The 23,769-nt window shown below is 42.5% G+C and carries 25 protein-coding genes; 7 read left to right on the top strand and 18 right to left on the bottom strand.

Annotated features, from left to right (window positions below):
• Window positions 1-34: 34 nt before the first annotated feature.
• Window positions 35-547 carry a ribonuclease E activity regulator RraA gene (rraA, locus tag RH40_RS07840; RefSeq protein ID WP_009600905.1) on the bottom strand — a complete coding sequence of 171 codons (513 nt, stop codon included), beginning with the start codon at window positions 545-547 and terminating at the stop codon, window positions 35-37.
• A gap of 190 nt (window positions 548-737) precedes the next feature.
• Complete coding sequence (gene efp, locus RH40_RS07835) at window positions 738-1,304, bottom strand: elongation factor P (protein ID WP_009600904.1); 567 nt, start codon at window positions 1,302-1,304, stop codon at window positions 738-740.
• A gap of 32 nt (window positions 1,305-1,336) precedes the next feature.
• Here efp and epmB point away from each other — a divergent pair, with 32 nt between their 5' ends.
• Entirely contained in the window at window positions 1,337-2,359 is a 1,023-nt protein-coding gene (gene epmB, locus RH40_RS07830) for an EF-P beta-lysylation protein EpmB (RefSeq protein ID WP_009600903.1), read from the top strand.
• Between the two features lie 51 nt (window positions 2,360-2,410).
• Here epmB and pfkA read toward each other — a convergent pair whose 3' ends face one another.
• Window positions 2,411-3,373: a 6-phosphofructokinase gene (pfkA, locus tag RH40_RS07825; RefSeq protein ID WP_009600902.1), complete on the bottom strand. Its 963-nt coding sequence runs from the start codon at window positions 3,371-3,373 to the stop codon at window positions 2,411-2,413.
• A gap of 241 nt (window positions 3,374-3,614) precedes the next feature.
• Window positions 3,615-4,508 (bottom strand): CDF family cation-efflux transporter FieF, encoded by an 894-nt coding sequence (gene fieF, locus RH40_RS07820; RefSeq protein WP_009600901.1) that lies wholly within the window; start codon window positions 4,506-4,508, stop codon window positions 3,615-3,617.
• Window positions 4,509-4,865: 357 nt separating this feature from the next.
• On the opposite strand from fieF, the gene RH40_RS07815 reads away from it, so the two are divergent.
• Window positions 4,866-5,477, top strand: coding sequence for a superoxide dismutase (locus RH40_RS07815; RefSeq protein ID WP_009600900.1), 612 nt, complete (start codon window positions 4,866-4,868; stop codon window positions 5,475-5,477).
• A 90-nt stretch (window positions 5,478-5,567) separates the two neighbouring features.
• Window positions 5,568-6,044, top strand: coding sequence for a tRNA (uridine(34)/cytosine(34)/5-carboxymethylaminomethyluridine(34)-2'-O)-methyltransferase TrmL (gene trmL, locus RH40_RS07810; protein WP_009600899.1), 477 nt, complete (start codon window positions 5,568-5,570; stop codon window positions 6,042-6,044).
• 36 nt (window positions 6,045-6,080) lie between these two features.
• Here trmL and trpS read toward each other — a convergent pair whose 3' ends face one another.
• From trpS to pilM, 12 genes are all read right to left on the bottom strand, one after another.
• Entirely contained in the window at window positions 6,081-7,097 is a 1,017-nt protein-coding gene (gene trpS / locus RH40_RS07805; protein WP_009600898.1) for a tryptophan--tRNA ligase, read from the bottom strand.
• Window positions 7,098-7,182: 85 nt separating this feature from the next.
• The gene (locus tag RH40_RS07800) at window positions 7,183-7,887 is read right to left on the bottom strand and encodes a phosphoglycolate phosphatase (protein ID WP_009600897.1); all 705 of its coding nucleotides are present in this window, start codon (window positions 7,885-7,887) and stop codon (window positions 7,183-7,185) included.
• Between the two features lie 5 nt (window positions 7,888-7,892).
• Entirely contained in the window at window positions 7,893-8,564 is a 672-nt protein-coding gene (gene rpe, locus RH40_RS07795) for a ribulose-phosphate 3-epimerase (RefSeq protein ID WP_009600896.1), read from the bottom strand.
• A gap of 98 nt (window positions 8,565-8,662) precedes the next feature.
• Window positions 8,663-9,493 (bottom strand): Dam family site-specific DNA-(adenine-N6)-methyltransferase, encoded by an 831-nt coding sequence (locus RH40_RS07790; protein WP_009600895.1) that lies wholly within the window; start codon window positions 9,491-9,493, stop codon window positions 8,663-8,665.
• 94 nt (window positions 9,494-9,587) lie between these two features.
• A complete protein-coding gene (locus RH40_RS07785) occupies window positions 9,588-11,051 on the bottom strand; it encodes an AAA family ATPase (RefSeq protein WP_009600894.1) in 1,464 nt (487 codons plus the stop codon).
• A gap of 83 nt (window positions 11,052-11,134) precedes the next feature.
• Window positions 11,135-12,223: a 3-dehydroquinate synthase gene (aroB, locus tag RH40_RS07780; protein WP_009600893.1), complete on the bottom strand. Its 1,089-nt coding sequence runs from the start codon at window positions 12,221-12,223 to the stop codon at window positions 11,135-11,137.
• A gap of 25 nt (window positions 12,224-12,248) precedes the next feature.
• On the bottom strand, window positions 12,249-12,767 hold the full coding sequence (aroK, locus tag RH40_RS07775; RefSeq protein WP_009600892.1) for a shikimate kinase AroK: 519 nt from the start codon (window positions 12,765-12,767) through the stop codon (window positions 12,249-12,251).
• Window positions 12,768-12,948: 181 nt separating this feature from the next.
• On the bottom strand, window positions 12,949-14,292 hold the full coding sequence (locus RH40_RS07770) for a type IV pilus secretin PilQ (protein WP_081454982.1): 1,344 nt from the start codon (window positions 14,290-14,292) through the stop codon (window positions 12,949-12,951).
• Between the two features lie 12 nt (window positions 14,293-14,304).
• A complete protein-coding gene (locus RH40_RS07765; protein WP_009600890.1) occupies window positions 14,305-14,802 on the bottom strand; it encodes a hypothetical protein in 498 nt (165 codons plus the stop codon).
• Window positions 14,795-15,370: a type 4a pilus biogenesis protein PilO gene (locus RH40_RS07760; RefSeq protein ID WP_009600889.1), complete on the bottom strand. Its 576-nt coding sequence runs from the start codon at window positions 15,368-15,370 to the stop codon at window positions 14,795-14,797. The genes RH40_RS07765 and RH40_RS07760 overlap by 8 nt, the downstream gene beginning before the upstream one ends.
• Entirely contained in the window at window positions 15,351-15,920 is a 570-nt protein-coding gene (locus RH40_RS07755) for a PilN domain-containing protein (RefSeq protein ID WP_009600888.1), read from the bottom strand. The genes RH40_RS07760 and RH40_RS07755 overlap by 20 nt, the downstream gene beginning before the upstream one ends.
• Window positions 15,913-16,869 (bottom strand): pilus assembly protein PilM, encoded by a 957-nt coding sequence (gene pilM, locus RH40_RS07750; RefSeq protein WP_009600887.1) that lies wholly within the window; start codon window positions 16,867-16,869, stop codon window positions 15,913-15,915. The genes RH40_RS07755 and pilM overlap by 8 nt, the downstream gene beginning before the upstream one ends.
• 132 nt (window positions 16,870-17,001) lie before the next feature.
• On the opposite strand from pilM, the gene RH40_RS07745 reads away from it, so the two are divergent.
• A complete protein-coding gene (locus RH40_RS07745; RefSeq protein WP_009600886.1) occupies window positions 17,002-19,530 on the top strand; it encodes a penicillin-binding protein 1A in 2,529 nt (842 codons plus the stop codon).
• 32 nt (window positions 19,531-19,562) lie between these two features.
• Here the strand turns inward: RH40_RS07745 and oxyR are convergent, their stop codons facing one another.
• A complete protein-coding gene (gene oxyR / locus RH40_RS07740) occupies window positions 19,563-20,453 on the bottom strand; it encodes a DNA-binding transcriptional regulator OxyR (protein ID WP_009600885.1) in 891 nt (296 codons plus the stop codon).
• A 142-nt stretch (window positions 20,454-20,595) separates the two neighbouring features.
• On the opposite strand from oxyR, the gene RH40_RS07735 reads away from it, so the two are divergent.
• The gene (locus tag RH40_RS07735) at window positions 20,596-21,324 is read left to right on the top strand and encodes a glutathione peroxidase (protein WP_009600884.1); all 729 of its coding nucleotides are present in this window, start codon (window positions 20,596-20,598) and stop codon (window positions 21,322-21,324) included.
• Window positions 21,325-21,431: 107 nt separating this feature from the next.
• On the top strand, window positions 21,432-22,889 hold the full coding sequence (locus RH40_RS07730) for a dihydrolipoyl dehydrogenase (RefSeq protein WP_009600881.1): 1,458 nt from the start codon (window positions 21,432-21,434) through the stop codon (window positions 22,887-22,889).
• 44 nt (window positions 22,890-22,933) lie between these two features.
• Here the strand turns inward: RH40_RS07730 and RH40_RS07725 are convergent, their stop codons facing one another.
• Window positions 22,934-23,281: a RidA family protein gene (locus RH40_RS07725; protein WP_009600879.1), complete on the bottom strand. Its 348-nt coding sequence runs from the start codon at window positions 23,279-23,281 to the stop codon at window positions 22,934-22,936.
• 64 nt (window positions 23,282-23,345) lie between these two features.
• Between RH40_RS07725 and RH40_RS20310 the strand changes: the two genes are divergently transcribed.
• Complete coding sequence (locus RH40_RS20310) at window positions 23,346-23,588, top strand: DUF3624 domain-containing protein (protein WP_009600877.1); 243 nt, start codon at window positions 23,346-23,348, stop codon at window positions 23,586-23,588.
• Window positions 23,589-23,769: the final 181 nt, after the last annotated feature.

The raw sequence follows: 23,769 nt of genomic DNA, 5'->3' as shown, positions 1-23,769 counted from the left end.
AGAAGAACCCATCTAAGCTCGGAAGATTAAGCCATCAGCTATCGTCGTCTTCTTCGATATCTAGGCTAACATCAAGTGGTTCTTGTGAAAGAATAACGCCGGTATTATCTGCGTATAGATAATCCTCTGGCAAAAAAGTAACACCACCGAAATTAACAGGAACATCGGTATCACCAGTTCCAGTAGTAGGTGAACCGGCAGGAATTGATGCAATAGCCTGAATACCGATATTCATCTCTTCAAGTTCATCCACTTCACGTACACAACCGTAAACCACGATACCTTCCCATTCATTTTCCTCTGCCAAAGCCGCCACCTCAGCATCGACTAAAGCACGACGTAATGAACCTCCACCATCAATTAAAAGCACCCGGCCAATACCATCTTGCTCCAAAGTTTCACGAATCAAACCATTATCTTCAAAACATTTAACCGTGGTAATCTGACCTGAAAAAGAGGCACGGCCACCAAAATTACTGAACATCGGCTCGACAACGTCTACCTGTTCTGAATAAATGTCACACAAAGCGGAGGTGTTGTATTCCATAGTGGTTCTTCCTGATGGTTCAAACTCTTTACCGAGTATATAAGGTCATTAAGTCAATGCAATGAGCAAAATACATTAACTGAATAATATTTGAACTCTGCTCCATACTCAAAGCATAGATCTTTCATTTACAGCAAATTACTAATAAAAAGACCACTAAGTGTGGCCTTTGTATACTCTCATCAGAACTTTACTTTACACGTCCAACATATTCAGCAGAGCGTGTATCTACCTTAATGACTTCACCGATAGAAATAAACAGCGGAACACGAACAACTGCGCCAGTAGAAAGCGTGGCTGGCTTGCCGCCTGTGCCTTGTGTATCACCTTTCAAACCAGGGTCAGTATCTACAACTTCTAGTTCAACAAAATTCGGTGGTGTTACCACAATAGGATTTCCATTCCAAAGAGTCAGCATACATGTGTTATTCTCAACCAACCATTTTGCATTATCACCAACAGCTTTAATATCTGCCGCTATCTGCTCAAAAGTTTCATTGTTCATAAAGTGGTAGAATTCACCGTCGCTATATAGATAATCTAAGTCAATATCCATAACATCGGCAACTTCACAAGTGTCACCAGATTTGAACGTTTTTTCTAGTACTTTACCAGACAGGAGTTTGCGAATTTTAACACGGTTAAATGCTTGGCCTTTGCCAGGTTTCACATATTCATTTTCCAAGATAACGCAAGGCTCGTTATCCAACATCAGTTTTAGGCCGCCTTTGAATTCATTGGTGCTTACAGTAGCCATTTTATCCTCGTACATATCTAGAGCTAAAGTTTATGCAACATATCATAACCCGAAAACTCGCTTCTGTTGAGCAAAACTGGATCAATCAACTGGCGAATGGGATCTCAGACCCTGAAACCTTACTTAAACAACTGCAAATTGATCCGCAGCCATGGAGTGCCGGCTTTCGTGCTCGTAAGCTGTTTGCACAAAGAGTTCCACAGAGTTTTATCGATAGAATGGAGAAAGGTAACCCAAACGATCCCCTGCTACGTCAAGTCCTCCCTCTTATTGATGAATTTAACATCCATCCTGAATATTCTTCAGACCCGTTAGAAGAGCAAAGCAACGAAATACCGGGATTACTGCATAAATACCACAATAGAGTATTAATGATCGTCAAAGGTGGCTGTGCGATCAATTGCCGTTATTGTTTTCGGCGTCATTTCCCTTACAGTGAAAACAAAGGGACAAAGTCAGTATGGCAGCAAAGCTTACGCTACATTTCCCTACACAAAGAAATTGACGAAGTCATATTATCAGGTGGGGATCCTTTAATGGCGAAAGATGATGAGCTAAGGTGGCTGTTTTCAGAAATAGCCAAGATTTCGCACGTCAAACGACTTCGCATTCACTCACGTTTGCCTGTCGTTATTCCAGCACGTATAACATCAGAATTGATTGAATTAATAGAAAATAACCGACTTACCACCATACTAGTTACGCATGTTAATCATGCGAACGAGATAAATATTGAACTTAAACAAGCTCTTCAAAAGCTCAAAGCCGCCAATGTGACCTTGCTCAATCAAGGAGTCATGCTCAAAGGTGTAAATGATAATGCTGATGCTCAAGTCCAGCTTAGCCAGACACTTTTTGATGCAGGAGTAATGCCCTATTACATGCATGTTCTCGACAAAGTACAAGGTGCCACGCATTTCTTTATTTCAGATCAAAGAGCGAGAGAGATTATGGCCGAACTGATAGAGAGAGTTTCTGGATACTTGGTACCCAAACTGACTCGAGAGGTTGGAGGGAGAAAAAGTAAAACACCATTGGACTTACATCTAGAATGAGACAGTTTAGCGTCAGAGCCAGTTAAAAACTGGCTCTGGCTTGAAAGAGACTTAGAATAATTCCTCGGCAACCTTATAAAGGTCCTCTCTAACGGGACGTGTCATTTTTTCCAACACATCGGATATATCATGATGAACTAACTGCTCTTTTTGCACACCGACACACCGACCGCCGTACCCCTCGATGAGCAAGTGAACAGAATAATTACCCATACGAGACGCTAGTACTCGATCAAATGCAGTTGGGCGTCCACCACGTTGGATATGCCCAAGAACCGTCGCGCGAGTCTCTCTGCCTGTTGCGGCTTCGATCTCTCTTGCCAGCTCATTGGCATCCATCATAAGCTCAGTAAGTGCAATAATGGCGTGTTTTTTTCCTTTAGCAATACCGTCTTGAATGTTATTGATCAGCTTTTGTTTATCTAAACCAGTTTCTGGCGTAATGATATATTCACACCCTCCTGCGATTGCTGACATCAATGTCAAATCACCACAATGACGACCCATAATCTCAACAATTGATATGCGTTGGTGAGATGAAGAGGTGTCTCGCAGTCTGTCTATCGCATCTATCACGGTATTGAGCGCAGTGAGATAACCTATTGTATAATCGGTACCTGCAATGTCATTATCGATCGTGCCAGGTAATCCAATACATGGATAACCCATTTCCGTCAATTTCATTGCCCCCATATAAGATCCATCTCCACCAACAACAACTAAGGCATCGATTCCGTGTTGTTTGAGGTTATCAATGGCTTTTTGTCGAACTTCTACTTGTTTGAATTCAGGGAATCGAGCAGAACCAAGAAATGTACCACCTTTGTTAATCACATCTGAAACACTAGAGCGCTCTAACTTTTCAATCCTGTTTTCGTAAAGGCCCAGATAACCATCAAAAATACCATAAACTTCCAGACCTTCAGATAAAGCCGTGCGAACGACACCGCGTACAGCTGCGTTCATTCCCGGCGCATCACCACCACTCGTCAGGACACCGATCTTTTTAATCATGCTCAGCCTCAATATTTAGAAATCTTATTTCATTTTTATGTTGGCTACTTTCAGAAGTAAAGCCACAGAACTCGCCAATACCCTTTATGTTACCGTTAGAATCAAGGAATACTACTTTTATTTGCACTTATTAATGTAACTTTTTTACTTATGTAATACTTTTACATCTAAGCCAATACGTTGGCGTATCCGTTTTCACAAAGCACTATGAAACGAAAAATAGACAAGGAATGACACTTTGTCACGATATGAGTTGTTCATTATTCACCACCGAGCTCGGATCTTGGTGAATCAATATATCAGCCTGCGGAAATAGCCTTAATAAACATGCCTCAACATCATCAGAAATAGAATGCGCATCAATAAGAGGGATCTTGTCCTCTAACTCCAAATGAAGTTGGATAAAGCGAGTTGGCCCAGAAATTCGTGTTCTTAAATGATGGACACCCAACACACCCTCCACATTCATGCAACACAACTTAATCGCTTCGAGCTCTTCATCAGGTAGATTACGGTCAAGCAAGGTCTGTGTTGCCTCTTGCAACATTTTAAACGCACTGTAAAGGATATAAACGCCAATGAGGATAGCGAATACCGAATCGGCTTGGGTCAGACCAAACCAACTTAAACCGAGCGCAACGGTAATGACCACATTCATATAAAGGTCTGACTGGTAATGGAGAGAATCCGCTGCAATCGCCTGACTTCCGGTTTTTGCCACCACACGTTTTTGAAAAATGACTAAACCGAGAGTAACAATAAAACTAAACAGACTTACCGAGATACCGTATTCTGGAGCATTGAGTGCTTGTGGCTTAAAAAAGCGCTCAATACCATTTAAAATAAGAAAAATGGCAGAGCCAGAAATGAACATGGCTTGGGCTAATGCCGCAAGAGATTCCGCCTTACCGTGACCAAATGTATGCTCCTTATCTGCTGGCTGCAGCGAATACCGGATTATCAATAAATTAACCAATGAAGCGGCAATGTCGAGCATTGAATCAATTAATGCGCCAAGTAAACTAACAGAGCCTGTTACCCACCAAGCTGCGACCTTAACGACTAATAAAAAGCTTGCGACTATCGTCGCAGTCAAAGCCGCGAGCGTTACGAGACGTGCGTATTCTTGCTGCATTTTAATATCTAGGATTTTTAAGAAGGTTGTCGGGTAGATACAGTATCGAAATTTGAGCCTTTCAACAACATTCTTAGAACTGAAACTTTGAAAAACCTCTTCGTATTCTGTACACGTATCATTCCCTCAGTTTCTATCATTATAAAGAGCGATTTGAAAGGATGAGCACTACATTAAATGTTCGCAGATTACTATTGCAGCACAGCGGGCGTATGAAGCTGAGCATAGTATGCTTGGTGGATTAAAAGTGACTATTATATTTCCAGACACTCAAAAATAATAACCTTACAAATTTTCAGTTGATAATGAGATCTATTATCAATTAAAGTGTCACCACTAAATTACGGAGGATTCACTATGTCTCACACCTTTCCAGAACTACCTTATGCTTACGATTCACTCGAACCTTATATTGACGCAAAAACAATGGAAGTGCACTACAGTAAGCACCACCGCACCTACTTTGATAAGTTTATCAGTGCAGTAGAAGGAACTGAGCTTGCATCTTTATCTTTAAAAGACATCTTTGCCAATATCTCTAAGCACGCTCCTGCTATCCGTAATAACGGTGGTGGCTACTACAACCATATCGTTTACTGGAATTGTATGAGCCCAAATGGCGGTGGAGAACCACAAGGTAAACTAAAGCAAGAACTGCTTTCCACCTTCGGCAGCTTCGATGAGTTTAAACAACAATTTGCTCAAGCAGCCATTAATACTTTCGGTTCAGGTTTTGCTTGGTTAATCGTAAAAGATAAAAAGTTGGTCATCACATCTACCAGTAATCAAGACAATCCTCTGATGGATGTAGCTCAAGACAAAGGCGAACCTATTCTTGCCTTGGACGTTTGGGAGCACGCGTATTACATCAGCTATCAAAACCGCCGTCCAGAATACATCGATGCTTGGTGGAATGTTGTGGATTGGGATGCCGTTAACGCCAACTATGAAGCCGCAATGAGCGTGTAATTCAATTCATTAACATCAATAACTCTTGGCGGCTTTTCCTAGTCGCCTTATACTCTCCTCCAGATTTTAACTCTTCATGGTACCATTCATATGTTTGATATCGCCTTATACGAACCAGAGATTGCCCCTAACACAGGTAATATTATTAGGCTCTGCGCAAACTGTGGTGCAAATTTGCACCTAATTGAGCCTCTTGGTTTCGATTTAGAGGAAAAAAAAGTTCGCAGGGCCGGTCTTGATTACCACGATTTGGCTAGAGTTACCCGGCACAAAGATTACCCAGCCTTTTTACAATACCTCAACGAAAACCGGCAAGGGTTTCGTCTGTTTGCATGCACAACCAAGGCGTCTGGTCATCACGTCGATGCCCAATTTCAACAAGGGGATGTGCTTTTGTTTGGGCCAGAAACCAGGGGGTTACCAGAGGACATCATTGACAGTTTACCTGCAGAACAACGTCTTAGAATTCCAATGATGCCCGATGCAAGAAGCCTAAACTTATCCAATGCAGTCGCCATCATCGCGTTTGAAGCATGGCGTCAGATGGGCTTTCAGGGGGCAACCTGAAGCCCCTCTCAAACATTCAGCGGACTTGGGCATCAGTTATGCGCGAGTAACAAAACCCACTGCTTTATAGACCGCCTGTAGCGTTTGCTCTGCTCTTGCAGACGCTTTTTCCGCACCCTGTTTCATTACTTCATTCATATAACTTCTATCTTGGCGAATACGCTGATATTCAGACTGTATCGGTTCAAGCATGGTTACCAGGGCTTCTCCAACGTCTTTCTTGAACGGACCATACATCTCAACTCCTTGATACTGTCTCTCTATTTCAGCGAAGCTCATTCCGGTTGCTGCGGAATAGAGCCCCATTAAATTAGAAATTCCAGCTTTATTATCCCAATCATGGGCAATTCGAGGTGGTGTGTCGGTATCTGTCTGTGCCTTATTGATTTTTTTGATAATCGATTTGGGTTCTTCCAATAATGTAATGACATTTTTTCGATTATCATCCGATTTCGACATTTTCTTAGTAGCATCTTGCAAACTCATGACTCGAGCATTTACCGTAGGGATGTATGGCTCAGGAACAGTGAAGATTGGATTCTCAGGTGAGTAGATGTTATTAAATCTTGTCGCGATATCTCTAGCTAATTCAAGGTGTTGCTTCTGATCATTTCCTACTGGCACTTGATGAGCACCATAGAGTAAAATATCGGCTGCCATCAAAACTGGATAACCAAATAACCCTGCATTAACATCATTGGCATAGCGAGCGGATTTATCCTTGAACTGGGTCATGCGGCTTAGTTCGCCCATTTGGGTGTAACAATTAAGTAACCAACCAAGCTGCGCGTGCTCAGGTACATGAGACTGGATAAACAAAGTGCTCTTCTGTGGGTCAACCCCCACAGCAAGACAAATAGCCAAAGCATCTAGAGTGGCTTCATGCAAAAGCTTCGGATCCTGACGCACAGTGATGGCATGCAAATCCACAACGCAATATTGGCAATCGTAATCATCTTGCATCTGTTGCCACTGACGAAGAGCACCCAAGTAGTTACCGATACTTAGTTCACCTGATGGTTGGACACCACTTAATACAATGGGTTTGCTCATGAAATTTTTCCTTTGGCTTCTTTAGATAAAACTGAACACCACACTTAGTCGTGTGATTCACTTAGTGTACTGATTAGAACCTGTTTTAAAAGAGGTGTTGTTCAAGCTTGGTACAAGCAGCAACCACGCCAATCAGCTCGCTAATATTATCAGCGACAAAATCAGGGTTAGATAACGATATTGGTTCACCATGGTTGTAGCCATAAGTCAGTCCAAACGACAAACAGCCAGCATTTTTTGCCGCCAGTATGTCATTCTTAGAATCCCCAACCATTAACATTTTCTGTGGTGTGATATTGTGCTGAGTCATTAACCAATGTAATCCAACCGGGTTCGGCTTTTTCTCAGCAAAAGCATCTCCACCTAGGCAATCAATAAAAAAATGTTCAATTTGATGTTGTTTTAATATCTCAGGAACAAATTCTGATGGTTTATTGGTCACCAAAGCAAGTTTGAGGCCCATCTCGTGTAATTTATAAAGCGTCTCTCTCACACCAGGATATAAATGACTTAGAGCGTGACCACCCTTGGCGTAATAATGATCAAAGAGCTTTCGAGCTTCTTTTTTTGTGCTCTCTGTTATGCTCGGGTCAATCTCGATATTCTGACTGAGAGCTCGTGCAATTAAAATATCTGCACCATTACCTACATAGTCGCGAACTTGCTCTTCCGCCACTGATGGAAACCCCAGTGCTGCTAATGTTTTCTGAGCGGCAAGGGTTAAATCTGGTACACTATCAAGCAATGTACCGTCCAAATCAAAGGCAATAAGTTCGTAATTTAGCTGCATGTTACCTATTTTACCTCTGACAATTGTGTTCTCATCTGATCAATCACTTGCTTGTAATCGGGCTGATCAAAAATTGCTGAGCCAGCAACAAACATGTCAGCGCCAGCTTCTGCAATTTCTTTGATGTTGTCAATCTTGACACCGCCATCGACTTCCAAACGAATATTACGACCTGATTGTTCAATAAGTCGACGCACTGAGCGTAATTTATCCAAGGTGCTCGGAATAAACGACTGACCTCCAAAACCTGGGTTAACCGACATCAATAAAATCAGATCCAACCTATCCATAATATATTCTAGGCTCGACAAAGGAGTTGCTGGATTCAAAACAACACCAGCCTTACACCCGCACTCTTTAATTAACTGTAAGGTACGATCAACATGCTCAGAGGCTTCAATGTGAAACGTAATCATTGAAGCTCCAGCCTTAGCAAAATCAGGGATAAGCCGATCAACAGGTTTGGCCATCAAATGAACATCTATCGGTGCTGTTATGCCATAATCACGCAAAGCTTTACAGATAGGGGCACCAAAGGTCAGGTTCGGTACATAATGGTTATCCATTACATCAAAATGAATGACATCTGCACCCGCAGAGAGAACTTTTTCAACATCCTCACCCAAACGAGCCATATCAGCAGATAGAATTGATGGTGCAATAAGGAAATCTTTCATACCCAACCTCTAACCTATAGGTAAATGACATACAGAATAAATAATAATCGCTAGTTTACCTAAGCTCTTTAATAGATGATAGAGATGAAACAAGGATGTTAGCTCAATTCTTGATCTGGACTAAACAAGGCAAGTAACTCATCAACTTTTGTGCGTCCAGCGCCATTTCGGCTAATTGTTCGTTTCACTTTGACAACATTCAATTGTGCACCATGGTACAAGCGTCGAGTCAGTGTCGTATCGTGGTTAGAAATCAAAACAGATATATTTTTGTCCAAAGCCGTCTTTTCAGCCACGTCGGCTAAAGCCGCTTGGTCATCAAGACTAAATCCGTTGCCAGCATAAGAGGTAAAGTTTGCTGTCGTCGAAAGCGGTGCATAGGGCGGGTCACAGTAAATCACATTACCCTTACGAGCCTTTTTAAAAGTTTGGGTGTACCCCTCACATAAAAAAGTCGCACGTTTGGCTTTCTCAGCGAAAAACTCCAACTCAGCTTCGGGGAAATAGGGACGCTTGTAAGAGCCAAAAGGTACGTTAAACCCGCCTTTTTTGTTATAGCGACACAATCCATTAAACCCAAATCGATTCATGTACAGGAAAGCCAAAGAACGATACATAACATCATCAGTTGAATTGAACTGCCGACGCACGTCTAGGTAAAATTCTTTTTTATTGTTCTCATCAGTAAACCAGCGCTTTGCTTCCGATATATACAATTCTGGCTGCTCTTTAAGTAAATTGTATAAATTGATGAGGTCGGGATTTATGTCGGCCAATAGGTAATTTTCATAATCTGTATTTAGGAAAACAGAGCCAGCACCTACGAACGGCTCTACCAGCTTTTTAGACTCTGGCAAATGACGCTTGATATCCCCGACAAGTCCGTATTTTCCACCTGCCCATTTAAGGAAGGCACGCTGTTTTTTCATTGATTACTCTATTCATCCAGCCAAAACTTGAAGCTGCGCAATGTACCACATTCCGCAATTAATCTCAGGCAAATTTCGTTGATAAGTTGATGTTCTAACGATTCAGCGTGTTGCGTATTTCACGCTGAACTTGGCCGAGAGATTTAGCCCAAGGGTCTAAGTTCTGTACATCTGCCGGCAAACTTCTTACAGCATCTCGTGCGACTTGAATCGTTGGGTAATTCTGATAGGTAATGATATACCATTCATTATTATTTCTATTGGTCGGATAAATAAACACCTGATTAGAAAGACTATGTTTATCCAAAAAAACTTGAACTTCTTGCAATGAGCGCACCGCCGCCAATTGTAAAGTATAACTTCTGGGCGAAAAGCTATTCAGCTCTTCTTTTGTAAAAGAAAAACTAATGTTTGGTTGGTCAGGAGTCACTGTCTGCTCTGACGTTTGTGGCCCTGTTTCAATCTTTTGATCACGCAACATTGTCTCATCTTGACTGTCCGATTGAGAGGGGCTTTCCATCAATGCATCCACAACATCTGAGGATATAATCACCCTTTGATGCTCTTCCTCTTGGTTGCCAACATGAGAATTAACCTCTGCCACCTCAGGAGGTAATGCAATATCGTCCATCTCAACGCTACCTTGATCTAACATGGGATCTTCTAACTCAGACTCTACTGCTTCTTCAACCTTCTGTTGTGCTTGATCCGCTAATGTTGGTATCACTGTTTGCTCCATGGACTCTGACACCTGTTGTGCTTGCTCTTCAGCGGACGGCTGTAACATCAACCACCAATAGCCACCACCAATCAAAACCAATAAGGTTAGGCTCAACAGAGCAATATTGATTGGGGATCCAACTATTGAGCGAATAATAATTCTTTTTTCCACTTTTTGTTCTCCTAGTGCCATGATTTCACCGGGTCGAAGCTCAACGTTGCGGTAGGCATTTCGCACACGCTTTTCCATATCATCATCAACAAAGCGGATCACTAATTGCTCAAAAAACAGATCGGCTTCATCTTGAGTGAACGATTCAATTTCTAGATCTATTGGCTTTTGGTCTTGACCATAGCCAAGGCGAGTAAGCAACGCATCTAGCGCATTAGCCTGGGCAAATAAAAGAACATTGATGGTCCAACTAGGGTTCGCTTGCGCTTCAATGACCAGCATCCAAAGTTCAGTAACAAATGATTCGCTCAGCAGGTGAGCATCATCTATCGCAATAACGATATCACAATGTTCACCTTGCATATTGCGCGTAAAAGATTCCACTAAAGAGTCGGTCGGGCTATATGAAGGTTCTGAGATCAGCTGATTCAGTATGGTTGAACGACGCTGACTATCGTCTTGATTGGGGTAACACATCAAAAGCGCTTGATTCTTATCTTGCGCCCAAGCCTCTAGGTAGTAGTGAACAAGCCAGGTTTTGCCCGCGCCTTTCTCGCCACCTACCGTTACCAAGTTAGAGCCAAAATTGGTCAGTAACTGTAAACGTCCCAACAGCTCTGTCTGAGTCTTAAACTCCAAAACTCGTGGATCGTGCGCTACGCTCATTACCCTATCCTAATCAAAACAAGAACTTCCTCTTTAATGCGAAGGCCTATCAACTTTTATTAAAAGAGATCACACAAAAAGATCTATTTAGTGCGCGCAAAATCGATAGCCTGCTTGATAACGGCATCTGGAACACCCTTTACAACCTCAGCGGTACCAATACCCGTAGGCAGAACGAGACGTAATTGACCAGATAAGACTTTTTTATCACGCATCATATGTTTGATAAAATCGTCGAAGGTCATGGTATCCGGAGTATGAACGGGAAGTTGCGCCTTTTTCAGTATAGTGATAATTCTCTCAAGTTGCTGCTCTGTAATCAAACCCTGTATTTCAGCCGTTTTTGCAGCCATCACAGTGCCAGATGAAACTGCCTCTCCATGTAGCCAATTTCCATATCCGAGCTCTGCTTCGATAGCGTGTCCAAAAGTATGCCCAAGATTTAGCAAAGCACGAATACCGGACTCTTTTTCGTCCTTAGCAACTACTTCTGCTTTTATCTCACAGCAACGCGCAATTGCATAGGTTAATGCTTTTTCTTCCAAGTCATACAGCTGATGAAGGTTTTCTTCCAACCAAACAAAAAAAGCCTGATCGTAAATAATACCGTACTTGATGACTTCGGCGATACCTGCGGCAAATTCCCGTTTGGGAAGTGTACGCAAACATTCAATATCGATAACAACAGCTTGAGGCTGATAGAAAGCGCCGATCATGTTTTTCCCTAGAGGGTGATTAACCGCTGTCTTTCCTCCTACCGATGAATCAACTTGTGCTAATAGTGTTGTGGGGATTTGGACAAAATCTACACCACGTTGATAACACGCAGCAGCAAAGCCGACCAAGTCACCTATCACCCCCCCACCGAGCGCAATAATGGCAACATCACGGGCATAATTTCCTTCTAATAAGAAGTCCATGATCTGATTAAACGTCGCTAATGATTTATATTGCTCACCATCAGGAAGTTCAAGTACCGCAGGATTACAGTCTAAGCCTTGCAGCAATTGGACTATCTTCGAAGCGTAGATAGGGGAAACTGTGACGTTTGAAATGACAACTACTTGGCGTTTTTGTCCTAAAAAAGAAAGTTGCGCTGGATCATTGAATAATCCAGCGCCAATTGAGATTGGATAGCTACGCTCACCTAAATTGACCGTAATCCGTTCCATGGTATTTCTCCAGTTGCTAAAAGTCTTAACGTTCTTCTAGCATTTTTACAATCTGGTTGGCTACCACTTTCGCACTTTGATCGTCAGTACGAACTGTGTAATCTGCAATCTCTTCGTAAAGAGGGTTGCGCTCACCAGCGAGGCTCTCTAGTACCTCACGAGGGTTATCAGTACGAAGCAAGGGACGTTTTTTATCGCGATTTGTTCGAGCCAACTGCTTTTCGATAGTTGTCTCCAGATATACAACGATTCCGCGTGCCGATAGACGATTACGGTTTTCTCTGCTATTGATCGAACCACCACCTGTCGCAAGAACGATCCCTTGCTCCTCGGTAAGATCATTTATCACTTTTTCTTCGCGATCTCGAAATCCTTCTTCGCCTTCAACATCGAAGACCCAAGCGATATCAGCCCCAGTGCGTTCTTCTATTACGGTATCAGAATCAACAAACTCCATGTGAAGCTGTTGAGCCAAATGTCTACCAATCGTGCTTTTGCCGGCTCCCATAGGACCAACAAGGAAAATATTGCGTTTCTCAGCCATGTTAAGCAGTAACTTACAACGTTAATTCAATGACATCACCACAAGAATAGCTAGCTAAAACCAGCAATGGAGATGCTTGTGGCACCTATTCCTCACAGATAATTCGTGATAAGACCCGAAATTATCTAGATAAGGTGGCCTTAATGCAACTTAATTTTTGCAATAGAGGGAAATCTTGTCGTTAGAGCACCTTTGGCGTAACAAAAATCAGCAACTCACTTCTATTTTCTTGCAAGTAATTGCGACGAAATAATGCACCCAATAAAGGGACATCACCGAGCAATGGGATTTTGTCTACAGCGTTACTCAGGCTGTGTTGAAAAATGCCTCCCAAAACTATCGTTTCTCCATCTTTAACAAGCACCTGAGTCCCAATTCGCTGGGTATCAATGGCAACTGCTTGACCACTCCCGGTATTAATCGGATTGCCTGGTCTGTCTTGTGTCACTTGCAAATCGAGCAGCAAATCATTCTTTGAGGTGATCTTTGGTGTCACCTTCAAACTCAATACCGCCTTTTTAAAAGCAATACTCGCCGCACCACTAGACGCAGCCTCTAGATAAGGGATTTCACTACCCTGTTCTATATAAGCAGGCCGTTTATTGGTTGTAAGTAGCTTGGGATTTGAGATAACCTCAGCTTTAGACTCTTTTTGCAATGCTGATAACTCCATATCAAGTAAAATATTTTGACTTAACCTAGCCATTCTAAATGCCGTGTTTGATGGACTTGGAGCAACCATGGACAAATCTACATCCAACATCGCTTCATTCACTTGAGATATCATGCTTGGCTGATTCGGCTGGGTCTGAATTCCCCAGCGAATCCCCAGATCTTCTAGGTTACCCTCTTGGATCGTGACAATATAAGCCTCAATTTGTACTTGTTTTATTGGCCGATCCAAACGTGCTATGACCTGCCTTATTGAATCGATGTTCACACTTTTATCTCTTATGATGATGGCATTGGTTCGCTCATCAACACTGAGCTTGCCATTACTGGAAAGCATCGCCAAAGAACCTTCTCCAGAGAGAATACCTGCGACTTCAGAAGCATTTGCATGTTCGAAAATAATGACGTCTGTTATCAATGGGTCGTTCAGTGACTCTTGATCCATTGGTGATATCGAAGCTTTTTCTGCAGCACTCATCTCTTCTTTGGGCAAGATAATCATGACGTCACCATGAACCTCTTTTACTAGATCTTTTAAGTACAACAAAATATCAAGCGCCTGCTGCCATGGTTGATGATCCAGCTTGATAGACACTTGACCAGATACTGAATCTGACAAAACAAGATTAAAGTCGTTATGTTCTGCAAATAAATACAGAACATCACGTAAGGGAGCATCCTGAAATGTCATTGATACTAAGCCCTGATTTTGTTGAAAAGCAGAGTTAGCGTTGACCACATGAAAAGGTTCTATGCTTTTGGATGCAGATAAACATACCGAGGATAAAGAGATCAATACGGAATAGCTGGACAAATACCACAAGCAATAAACAGATCTCCGAAGTATCTTCATGACATTATTTCCCTAATCTGACTGTTTTATTGACCGTTCGAAGTCATGCTCTTCCCAGCAACCAAGCGAGTTAAGCTGCCTCCGGTGAAATCTAAGACTATTCTCTGTTATCTGAACAATTTGTGCGTTTCCAACTCGTTGTCCCGTTTTAACAATCAGAGAATGGCCAGAAATAGATTTGAGCAATGCCGTATAATAGCCACCGGTTGAATACAAAATACCGCTCAATTCATAGTCAAAGTCTATCTTTACGTCAGCAATATCAGCGTTCAGGGCATCACTGCGACAAACATTTTTAGACTGGGAGTCTGTACTTGGGAGAGCAAAGATCTGTTTGTTGGAAACATACGCATTATCCACACCCGACTTTTGCGTCCGATATTGGCCAACGAGAGATGTGTTTTCAGAAACCATTTTCATTGTATCCAATATTGGTTCCAAGTGATCATCGTTGGCTTGGCAAACGTTCAGAAAAACTGAAGTTAATAACCAGAACAGTCTTCTAATCATCAGCATTCTTGTTCACGATAGGGTGATATAAATAAGATATTGCGACCATAGATACTGGTCTACCTTTTAACTCTGAACGTTTGAGTATCACTTTTTCAAACACAAAATTGGCATACTTTTCATCAGTCGATAGAACAAAATTGACTATGTTCCGATACTCCCCCTGCAACTCAAAATGTACCAATGAACGTTGATAATTTTCTAAATGTTCTTCACTATCCAATTCAAGTTTCGTAAATTGAAGCCCATGAAGCCTGCCTTGCTCAGTAATATCTGCGAGGATCGGTTCCGTGCGATAAAAAGGCATGAAATCAGCTTGCGATTGGTGTTGAGTCAGGTCATTTTCAAAGGCTAGCTTCTTTGCCAATAGATCGCGTAAAGCATGATGTTCAGATATTAAACGTTCTTGCTGGGTCTTTTCCTGAGCCGTCAAACGTTCAATGTCGTCGATGACCGGTCTGATATTGATCATATAGCCAAAGGCTTGCACCACAAAAAAAGATGAAATAAACATCAAAGCGGAAGCGATTTTATCGCCAGCCAATGTATTATTGAGTACTTTTTTCATTGCTAACCTTTTCTCTTTTTAGCAGCGAAAAAGTAATATTAAACTCCTTATATTCATTGCTTTCTGCACTGGTTTCAAACGAAAGAAATTTAACCATATAGGCACCTGGCACCTCTTCGAGTCGTTTAAAAAAATCGTTTAGATGGCGAGACGACTCACCGACCCCAGACAGTTCAACACGTCCATTTTGGTAGTAGAAATGGTCTAGAAATACGCCATTTGGAACCAACAGATCCAGTGCTTTACAAAAGAATACAAAAGCCAAATGATGTATTTTTAATTTTTTTATCCGATCGATCTGACTCTGTGCCTGAGCCAAAGTATCAATCATTAAGCTAACTTTTTTTTGTTGAGTATGAATAGATTGATACTGTTCTTTTAACGTATTCACCCTCACAAGCTGTTTATTTGATTGATGATTTAAATAAACAACACATGTCAGTTGCAGCGCACATGAAAACAAGATAGAGCTAATAACGATCAAAGCAGCTCTAAGTTTATCCTGCTTTCGTTTTCTCTCTCGCCATGGAGCCAGATTAATTTCAATCATGGTCACTCATCCAAGCGAGTCCTCGCAAAGCAATACCTATGGCCGTCGCATAAATGCATTGAGAGTGCTCCTTCCCCAATATTGAACTGGGTTGTTTTTCAAACACCCCAAAAGGATAGAACCGCTCACATGGGAGACCTAACGCAAGTGACAGCGCTACTTCGAGGCCTTGACTAAGAGCCCCGCCACCCGCTAACCACACAAAGCTAATCGCGGTATCACGCAAAGAGTCCATCGTAGTAAGATTCACTTTGACCCTTTCGGCAAGGTAAGCATTACGTTTTTCAATGTCGCCATTGTCTGCAAAACGCTCTATGGAAAAATCGACGCAGATTGGCATTTTCTTTGATGCAAAAGCGCATACTGAAATACGATTGAGGCCAATATCGACTAAAAGCCAGTCTTCTCTCGCAAACTTTTGAGCGACAAGGTGACATATCAACGCTCGACAGTATCCCTCTACATCCATCAAAATCGGTTGATAACCTGATTTTTTTACCATATCAATTGGAGCAAGTAAGTCTTCCTTTTTAGCAGCAAACACTCGGAATAAATGACTCGAATTGTAGCTATCTTCTCCAATATAAATATAATCTATGGCTAATTTGTCACCATCTAATGTCGTTTGTTGAGAAAATATTTGTCGTATCGCATACTCAACCTCTTCTGAGTTCAACGTGCTATCTAATTGTAATTCTTTGCTTATTATCAAATTATCTGGGATCGCGAGTGCGACTTTATGACTAAATAGTGGTAAACGCTTCCTTAGTTCTGTTAGTTTCTTTACAATTTTCTGATAATTTGTCTTGTGATTATCGGAGAGAATATCACTCTCGACTGGGAGCTCTTGATGGTCCACAAGTTCATAAGTGTCCTTGTACAGCTTGAGTACCACAACTTTGATGCTGTGGTGCCCAATATCAATACCTGTAACTAGCGATTTACCCATTTGCCTTAGCCTCTTGCGCGGTCTAGATGTCTAAATGGTTGGTTTTACGAGCACATATATTAAAGAGCTACTCGATTAGCTCAAACTACAAGGGTTGGCAGGTTGTGAACCCAATAAATCAGGGAATATCCGGTGAAGTTCATAAAGCGACTATTCATATTCACATTGGTTTGCACTATTTTGGGAGTCGGTACGATTTTTGGCTTCTATTTATATGTGAAGCCACAGCTACCAGACGTAGCTACGCTTAAAGACGTCAACTTGCAAACGCCAATGCAGGTCTTTAGCCAAGATGGAAAACTGATCTCACAGTTTGGTGAGAAACGTCGTATCCCAGTAGCCTACGGTGATATCCCAGAGCATCTCATTGAGGCTTTAATCGCGACCGAAGATAGTCGATTCTATGAACATCCTGGCTTTGACCCAATTGGCATTGTTCGCGCAGCCTCTGCAATCGTGATGTCGGGATCCGCTTCTCAAGGTGCAAGTACAATTACCCAGCAGTTGGCAAGAAATTTCTTTCTCTCCAATGAGAAGAAAATAATGCGAAAAATCAAAGAAATTTTTATCGCAGTTCATATTGAGCAACTATTAACAAAACAAGAGATCATGGCTCTCTATGTTAATAAAATCTTTCTTGGCTACCGCTCTTACGGTTTTGGAGCGGCCGCACAAACCTATTTCGGTAAAGAGCTAGCAGACCTTTCATTGAGTGAGATAGCCACGTTAGCAGGTATGCCCAAAGCACCGTCAACAATGAACCCTATTTATTCACTTGAGCGCGCAACAAAACGGAGAAATATCGTTCTTATGCGCATGCTCGATGAAAAGTACATCACTGCACAAGAGTACAATCAAGCTCGCTCTGAGAACATTGTCGCAAGCTATCACGGTGCTGAAATCGAGCTGGATGCCCCTTATGTGGCAGAGTTAGCTCGTGCTTGGATGGTGGAAAAATACGGCCAAGAAAAAGCTTACACTTCTGGTATGAATGTCTATACCACCATTAATTCAAAGCAACAAATTGCCGCAACTCATGCAGCAACTGAAAACTTACTGCAATACGATCAACGACATGGATATCGGGGTGCAGAAAGGGTGTTATGGAAAGCAGGTGAACCCGCCTTATCGTCAGAAGAAATCGATGCAACACTCAACAAAGTGCCCACTTATGGAGAACTTATCCCAGCCGTTGTTGTTGAAGTTGAGGATAAAAAAGCCATCGTTAGAGTTAAAAATCATCAAAATCAAACCATAGACTGGAACGGAATGAAGTGGGCACGTCAGTACCTGACGGATAAAAGCCAGAGTGCCGCTCCTAAGCAAGCCCGTAATATATTAGCGTCAGGTGAGCAAATTTGGGTCAGACATACCGACGTTTCCTCAACTGACAAGTCCACGGACAAACAATGGCAGCTCAGTCAGGTGCCCAATGCTAACACCGCATTCGTGGCAATGAATCCAGAAAATGGTGCCGTTTTGGCTCTAGTGGGAGGGTTTAACTTTGTTCACAGTAAATTCAATCGGGCTACCCAATCATTACGCCAAGTAGGCTCAAGTATAAAACCATTTATTTACTCTGCGGCCATTGATAATGGACTGACGCTAGCTAGCTTAATTAATGATGCTCCTATTAATCAGTGGGACAAAAGCCAAGGAACCGCATGGCGACCAAAAAACTCCCCACCAACCTACATAGGTCCCGCTCGTCTTCGTCGAGGGCTTGCCGAATCAAGAAATGTCATGGCTGTAAGAGTACTGCGCCAAGTCGGGCTTGATAAAACGCGTCAGTACCTGACCCATTTTGGCTTTGATATAGACCAATTACCAAGATCAGAGACTCTAGCATTGGGAGCGGGCAGCCTAACACCGATTAAGATGGCACAAGGCTATTCTGTTTTTGCTAATGGCGGCTACATTGTGGAACCCTTTTATATCGAAAAAGTAGAAGGACCATTTGGTGAAAAAGAGTTTAGCGCCAATCCAACAACGATCTGCCATCAAAACTGTGAGCATGAAGAAACTATTAAGATAAACGATGAAATATCAGAACAAGATGTAAACTTAGATGCAACTCAACCAAGATATGCACCTCAAGTTATCTCAGAGCAGAATGCTTTCCTCGTTCGAGAGATGATGAACAGTAATATCTGGGGAGACGGAGGAAGCTGGCGTGATGGGTATGGTTGGAATGGTACAGGCTGGCGCGCCCAGACGTTAAAACGGCGTGATATCGGCGGCAAAACCGGAACAACAAACGACTCTAAAGATGCTTGGTACAATGGTTTTGCCCCAGGTATGGTTGCCATTGCTTGGGTCGGTTTTGATGACCACAATAGAATGCTTGGCAAGACAACACCAAACAGCAACTTAAATGCGAACCCTATCACAGGGGCTGAAAGCGGTGCTAAAACTGCTCAACCTGCGTGGATAAGCTTTATGCACGATGCTTTGGCAACCGTACCTCTAACCCATAAGGAGCTACCACCAAATATTGTTCGGGTTAGAATTGACCGCAGCACAGGTTTACTGACCCATAAATTTGATGATAGCTCGATGTTTGAGTACTTCATTGAAGGTACAGAACCAACTCAGTACGCGACCAACGAAACAACCGATAACATCTACACATCAGAAGATGGTAGCGAAGAGCTTTTCTAATGTGACACGAGGTTGATGTGCGTACATCAACCTCACTTATTGGTTAAATTTTCCTTTATTGCTGCAGCCAGCTGCTCGAATCGGGCCCGAAGTGGTGAACCAGGCCGATAAACCAAAACGAGGCTTCTTGATGGTTCAGGGTTAACAGCTTTGAGGTAACATACGCCATCTTTTTTGCGCTCACTCGGAACTGAAAGTTCAGGTAATAATGTCATACCAGCTCCGGCAGCAACCATATTTCTTAACGTCTCAAGACTGGTCGCTTTAAAGCGCTCATCGTCTCTTGCACCTGCTGCAAAGCAAAACCCGAGCGCTTGATCTCTCAAACAATGACCGTCTCCCAATGCAAGTACTGTTTTACCATTCAGATCTAACATATCTACTTGCTCTAACTCGGCCCATTCATGGTCACAAGGGACGGCAATACTTAAGGGCTCTTGGTAAAGCTCAATCTCTTTAAACAGCGCTGTTTCCTCCACTGAGGCTAGGACCAAACAATCGAGCTTGCCGTCCTCAAGCTGTCGCACCAATTGCTGAGTTTGAGCCTCATGAAGGTACAAATTTAAGTCTGGATAACTCTCTTTTAGCATCGGGACGATTTTAGGTAATAAATAAGGGCCAAGTGTTGGTATAAAACCAATATGTATCGGACCTACCATCTCACCTGCTTGACCACTTGCCATATCTGTAAATGTTTTTACTTCGCTTAGGATACGTTTAGCTTGCTCAACAAGTTGTAATCCCGCGTCGGTAAATAACACGCGGCGACTGCTACGCTCTAACAATGCCGCCCCTAATTCATCTTCTAATTTACGAATCTGACCACTCAATGTGGGCTGGCTTACAAAGCAGGCCTCTGCCGCTTTGCGAAAATGTTTATGCTCGGCCAACGCCACCAGGTACTCAAAATCTCGAATATTCATAGTATATGGCTTACTCCATAAAGATAGAAAACTCCTATCAAAACCATAGCATTAAACGATTAGAGCTATCAAAGACTTTCGACAATAATGCCCGTAAAGAAAATAAAAATTCTCAATTATTAATACTTTATAAGGAAAAATCATGTTCTCATCAAAAGAAGGCCAACACATACCACAAGTTACTTTCCCGACTAGACAAGGAGATGCCTGGGTTAATGTGACAACCGATGAGTTATTTAAAGATAAGACCGTCATAGTGTTTAGCTTACCTGGCGCCTTCACTCCGACATGTTCTTCAACCCATTTACCAAGATATAACGAGCTATTCTCAGTATTCAAGGAACACGGAGTTGACGAAATTGTCTGCGTTTCTGTTAACGACACTTTTGTCATGAATGCTTGGAAGAACGATCAGGAAGCCGATAATATTCGATTCATTCCAGATGGTAATGGAGAATTTACCCAAGGCATGGGTATGTTAGCAGACAAAAACGACATCGGCTTTGGTCAACGTTCTTGGCGCTATAGTATGCTGGTTAAAAATGGGTTGATTGAAAAAATGTTTATCGAGCCTAATGAGCCTGGTGACCCATTTAAAGTTTCTGATGCTGACACTATGTTGAAATACATCGCACCAGAATACAAAACGCAAGAGTCTATTACCGTTTTCACTAAACCAGGTTGCCCATTCTGTGCAAAAGCTAAGCAAAGCCTTATTGACCATGAATTGCAATATGAAGAAGTGGTATTGGGCAAAGACGCGACAACCGTAAGTTTGCGTGCTATCTCAGGTCGCACTACGGTTCCACAAGTCTTTGTCGGTGGTAAACACATCGGTGGTAGTGAAGAGCTCGATAACTATCTTAGCTAATCCCCGCACTTCCCCGTTCGCCCACTTTTAAACCGTGGGTGCTACGGGGAAACCCTCACTATACTTACTTATTCCATACTTACTGGCCACGGCTGGAGAGATCTATTATGAAAAAAATCAATGTTGATGTCGCTGTCATTGGTGGAGGTACCGCGGGACTCGGTGCGTATCGTGCAGCAAAAGCACACTCAGATAGTGTGGTGATGATAGAAGGTGGCCAATATGGTACAACCTGTGCAAGAGTGGGCTGCATGCCATCTAAGCTCCTGATTGCCGCTGCAGAAAGTGCCCATCAAATTGAAAAAGCCCCTGGTTTTGGTGTTTATCCTCAAGGTGAAACTAAGATATCCGGTCCTGAAGTAATGGCTCGGGTCAAAAGTGAAAGAGATAGATTTGTCGGCTTTGTTCTTGAAGGCGTTGATGAAATCCCAGCCAAAGATAAGATCACAGGCTTTGCCTCTTTTATTGACGATCATACTCTTGCTATTGACGACCATACGTTAGTGCATGCCAAAAGAATCGTAATCGCAACTGGCTCACGCCCTGCTTATCCTAACGTTTGGAATGAATTGGGTGATAGACTCATTGTTAACGATGACCTTTTTGAATGGAATGACCTTCCTAAATCTGTTGCCGTGTTTGGACCAGGCGTTATTGGTTTAGAGCTTGGACAAGCTCTTCATCGTCTTGGTGTCGAGGTAAAAATGTTTGGTTTAGGAGGACAAGTTGGTCCTCTCACTGACCCAGAGGTCATGAGCTATGCCAATCAAACCTTCCAGCAAGAGTTCTACTTAGACGCAGATGTAAAGGTAGAAAGTATGCAAAAGATTGAAGGGCAGGATAAAGTTGAAATCATCTTTTTAAATCATAGCGGAGAGAGAGAAACATTCGTCGTCGATTATGTTTTGGCAGCCACGGGTAGACGCCCAAATATTGATAACCTCTCGATTGATAAAACCTCTATCGAGCTCGACCAAGTTGGTGTGCCAGTTGCGGATAATTTCACCATGCAGACTTCTGTTAAACATATTTTCATTGCTGGTGATGCAAGTAATCAGGTTCCATTACTGCATGAAGCGGCAGATCAGGCGCGAATTGCAGGAGACAATGCTGGACGTTTCCCCGATATTCGTGCAGGCCTTCGTCGCTCGGCAATATCAGCGGTATTCTCCGACCCACAAATCGCTATGGTCGGAGAGACACACAAACAATTAACAGAGCGATTAGGCAACTGTGGCTGTTTTACTACAGGGACCGTTTCTTTTGAGAATCAAGGACGCTCTCGAGTAATGCTACGTAACAAAGGAATACTCAACGTCTATGGTGAACAAGGAACGGGACGCTTCTTAGGTGCTGAAATGATCGGCCCAAATGCCGAGCATCTCGCTCATTTGCTAGCATGGGCTCATCAAAATAAGATGACCATTTCAGAAATGCTCGACATGCCTTTTTATCACCCCGTTATCGAAGAGGGAGTTAGAACCGCATTGCGTGACCTCAATGCAAAACTCCACCTTGGACCAGAGATGATCAAGCATTGTCTTGATTGTGGCCCGGGCTGCTAACACACCTGAAAAGGTAGGTCACTAGGCCTACCTTTCTCAGCCCATTATTTTTCTGCCGCAATAACCGAAATTTCAACCAACAAAGCATCACGCGCCATATCGGCTGTCACACATGCTCTCGCAGGTGCATGTCCTTCAGGAACCCAAGCGTCCCAAACCTCATTCATCTGAGCAAAATGCTGCATGTCCTTCAGATAAATCGTCGCTGAGAGCATATGCTCTTTATCACTTCCCGCTTCGAGGAGTAATTGCTCAACCTTATCCAACATCGTTTGTGTTTGTACTTTAATACCTTGGGTTGCGTCCTCGCAAACTTGGCCACAGAGATAAATCACACCGTTATGTTTCACAATTCGGCTCATACGCTGTTTGGTTTGTTGCCTTTCAATCATTGTCTTCTTTTTCTCAATCAACTAGGATGATTCGTAAGCGTTATTTTAGCGAATAAGTATCAACATGACATGCTCGTATTGCAAAAATAATCCGTGGTTTTGGAAAAAAATTGGTCGCTGTACACGTTGCATCAAACAACTTTTTGTTCTGTGCTGCCTATGTGTTCCATCATGGTGGTTAATCTTTCGTGACACCCCAACGAGTATTGGGTCTATTACCCTGCTAATGGCATGCTTCTGTTTCCTCGGGCTGTTATTTCTTCATCTATGGAGTTGGGTGTGGCGCTCAAAGCGATTGTTCAAATAAAGAAAGGCGAGAATACGAGTGTTCGGTAAAAAAGAAAAAAGCCCCGAAACCAAAAGAGTTTGGGGCCTTCTTAGATTCTTCTAAGAAAAAGCAGTGGTATTTAAGTAGACCACTGCTTTTTGAGAGAGTTCAAAAAAATATTGCTTTTATTTGCAAGAATCATCTCAAAGGTCAAAAGGCT

The sequence above is a fragment of the Vibrio caribbeanicus ATCC BAA-2122 genome (assembly GCF_000165125.1).
GTDB classification, from domain to species: domain Bacteria; phylum Pseudomonadota; class Gammaproteobacteria; order Enterobacterales; family Vibrionaceae; genus Vibrio; species Vibrio caribbeanicus.
This window is presented reverse-complemented; position numbering and strand designations above follow the sequence as displayed.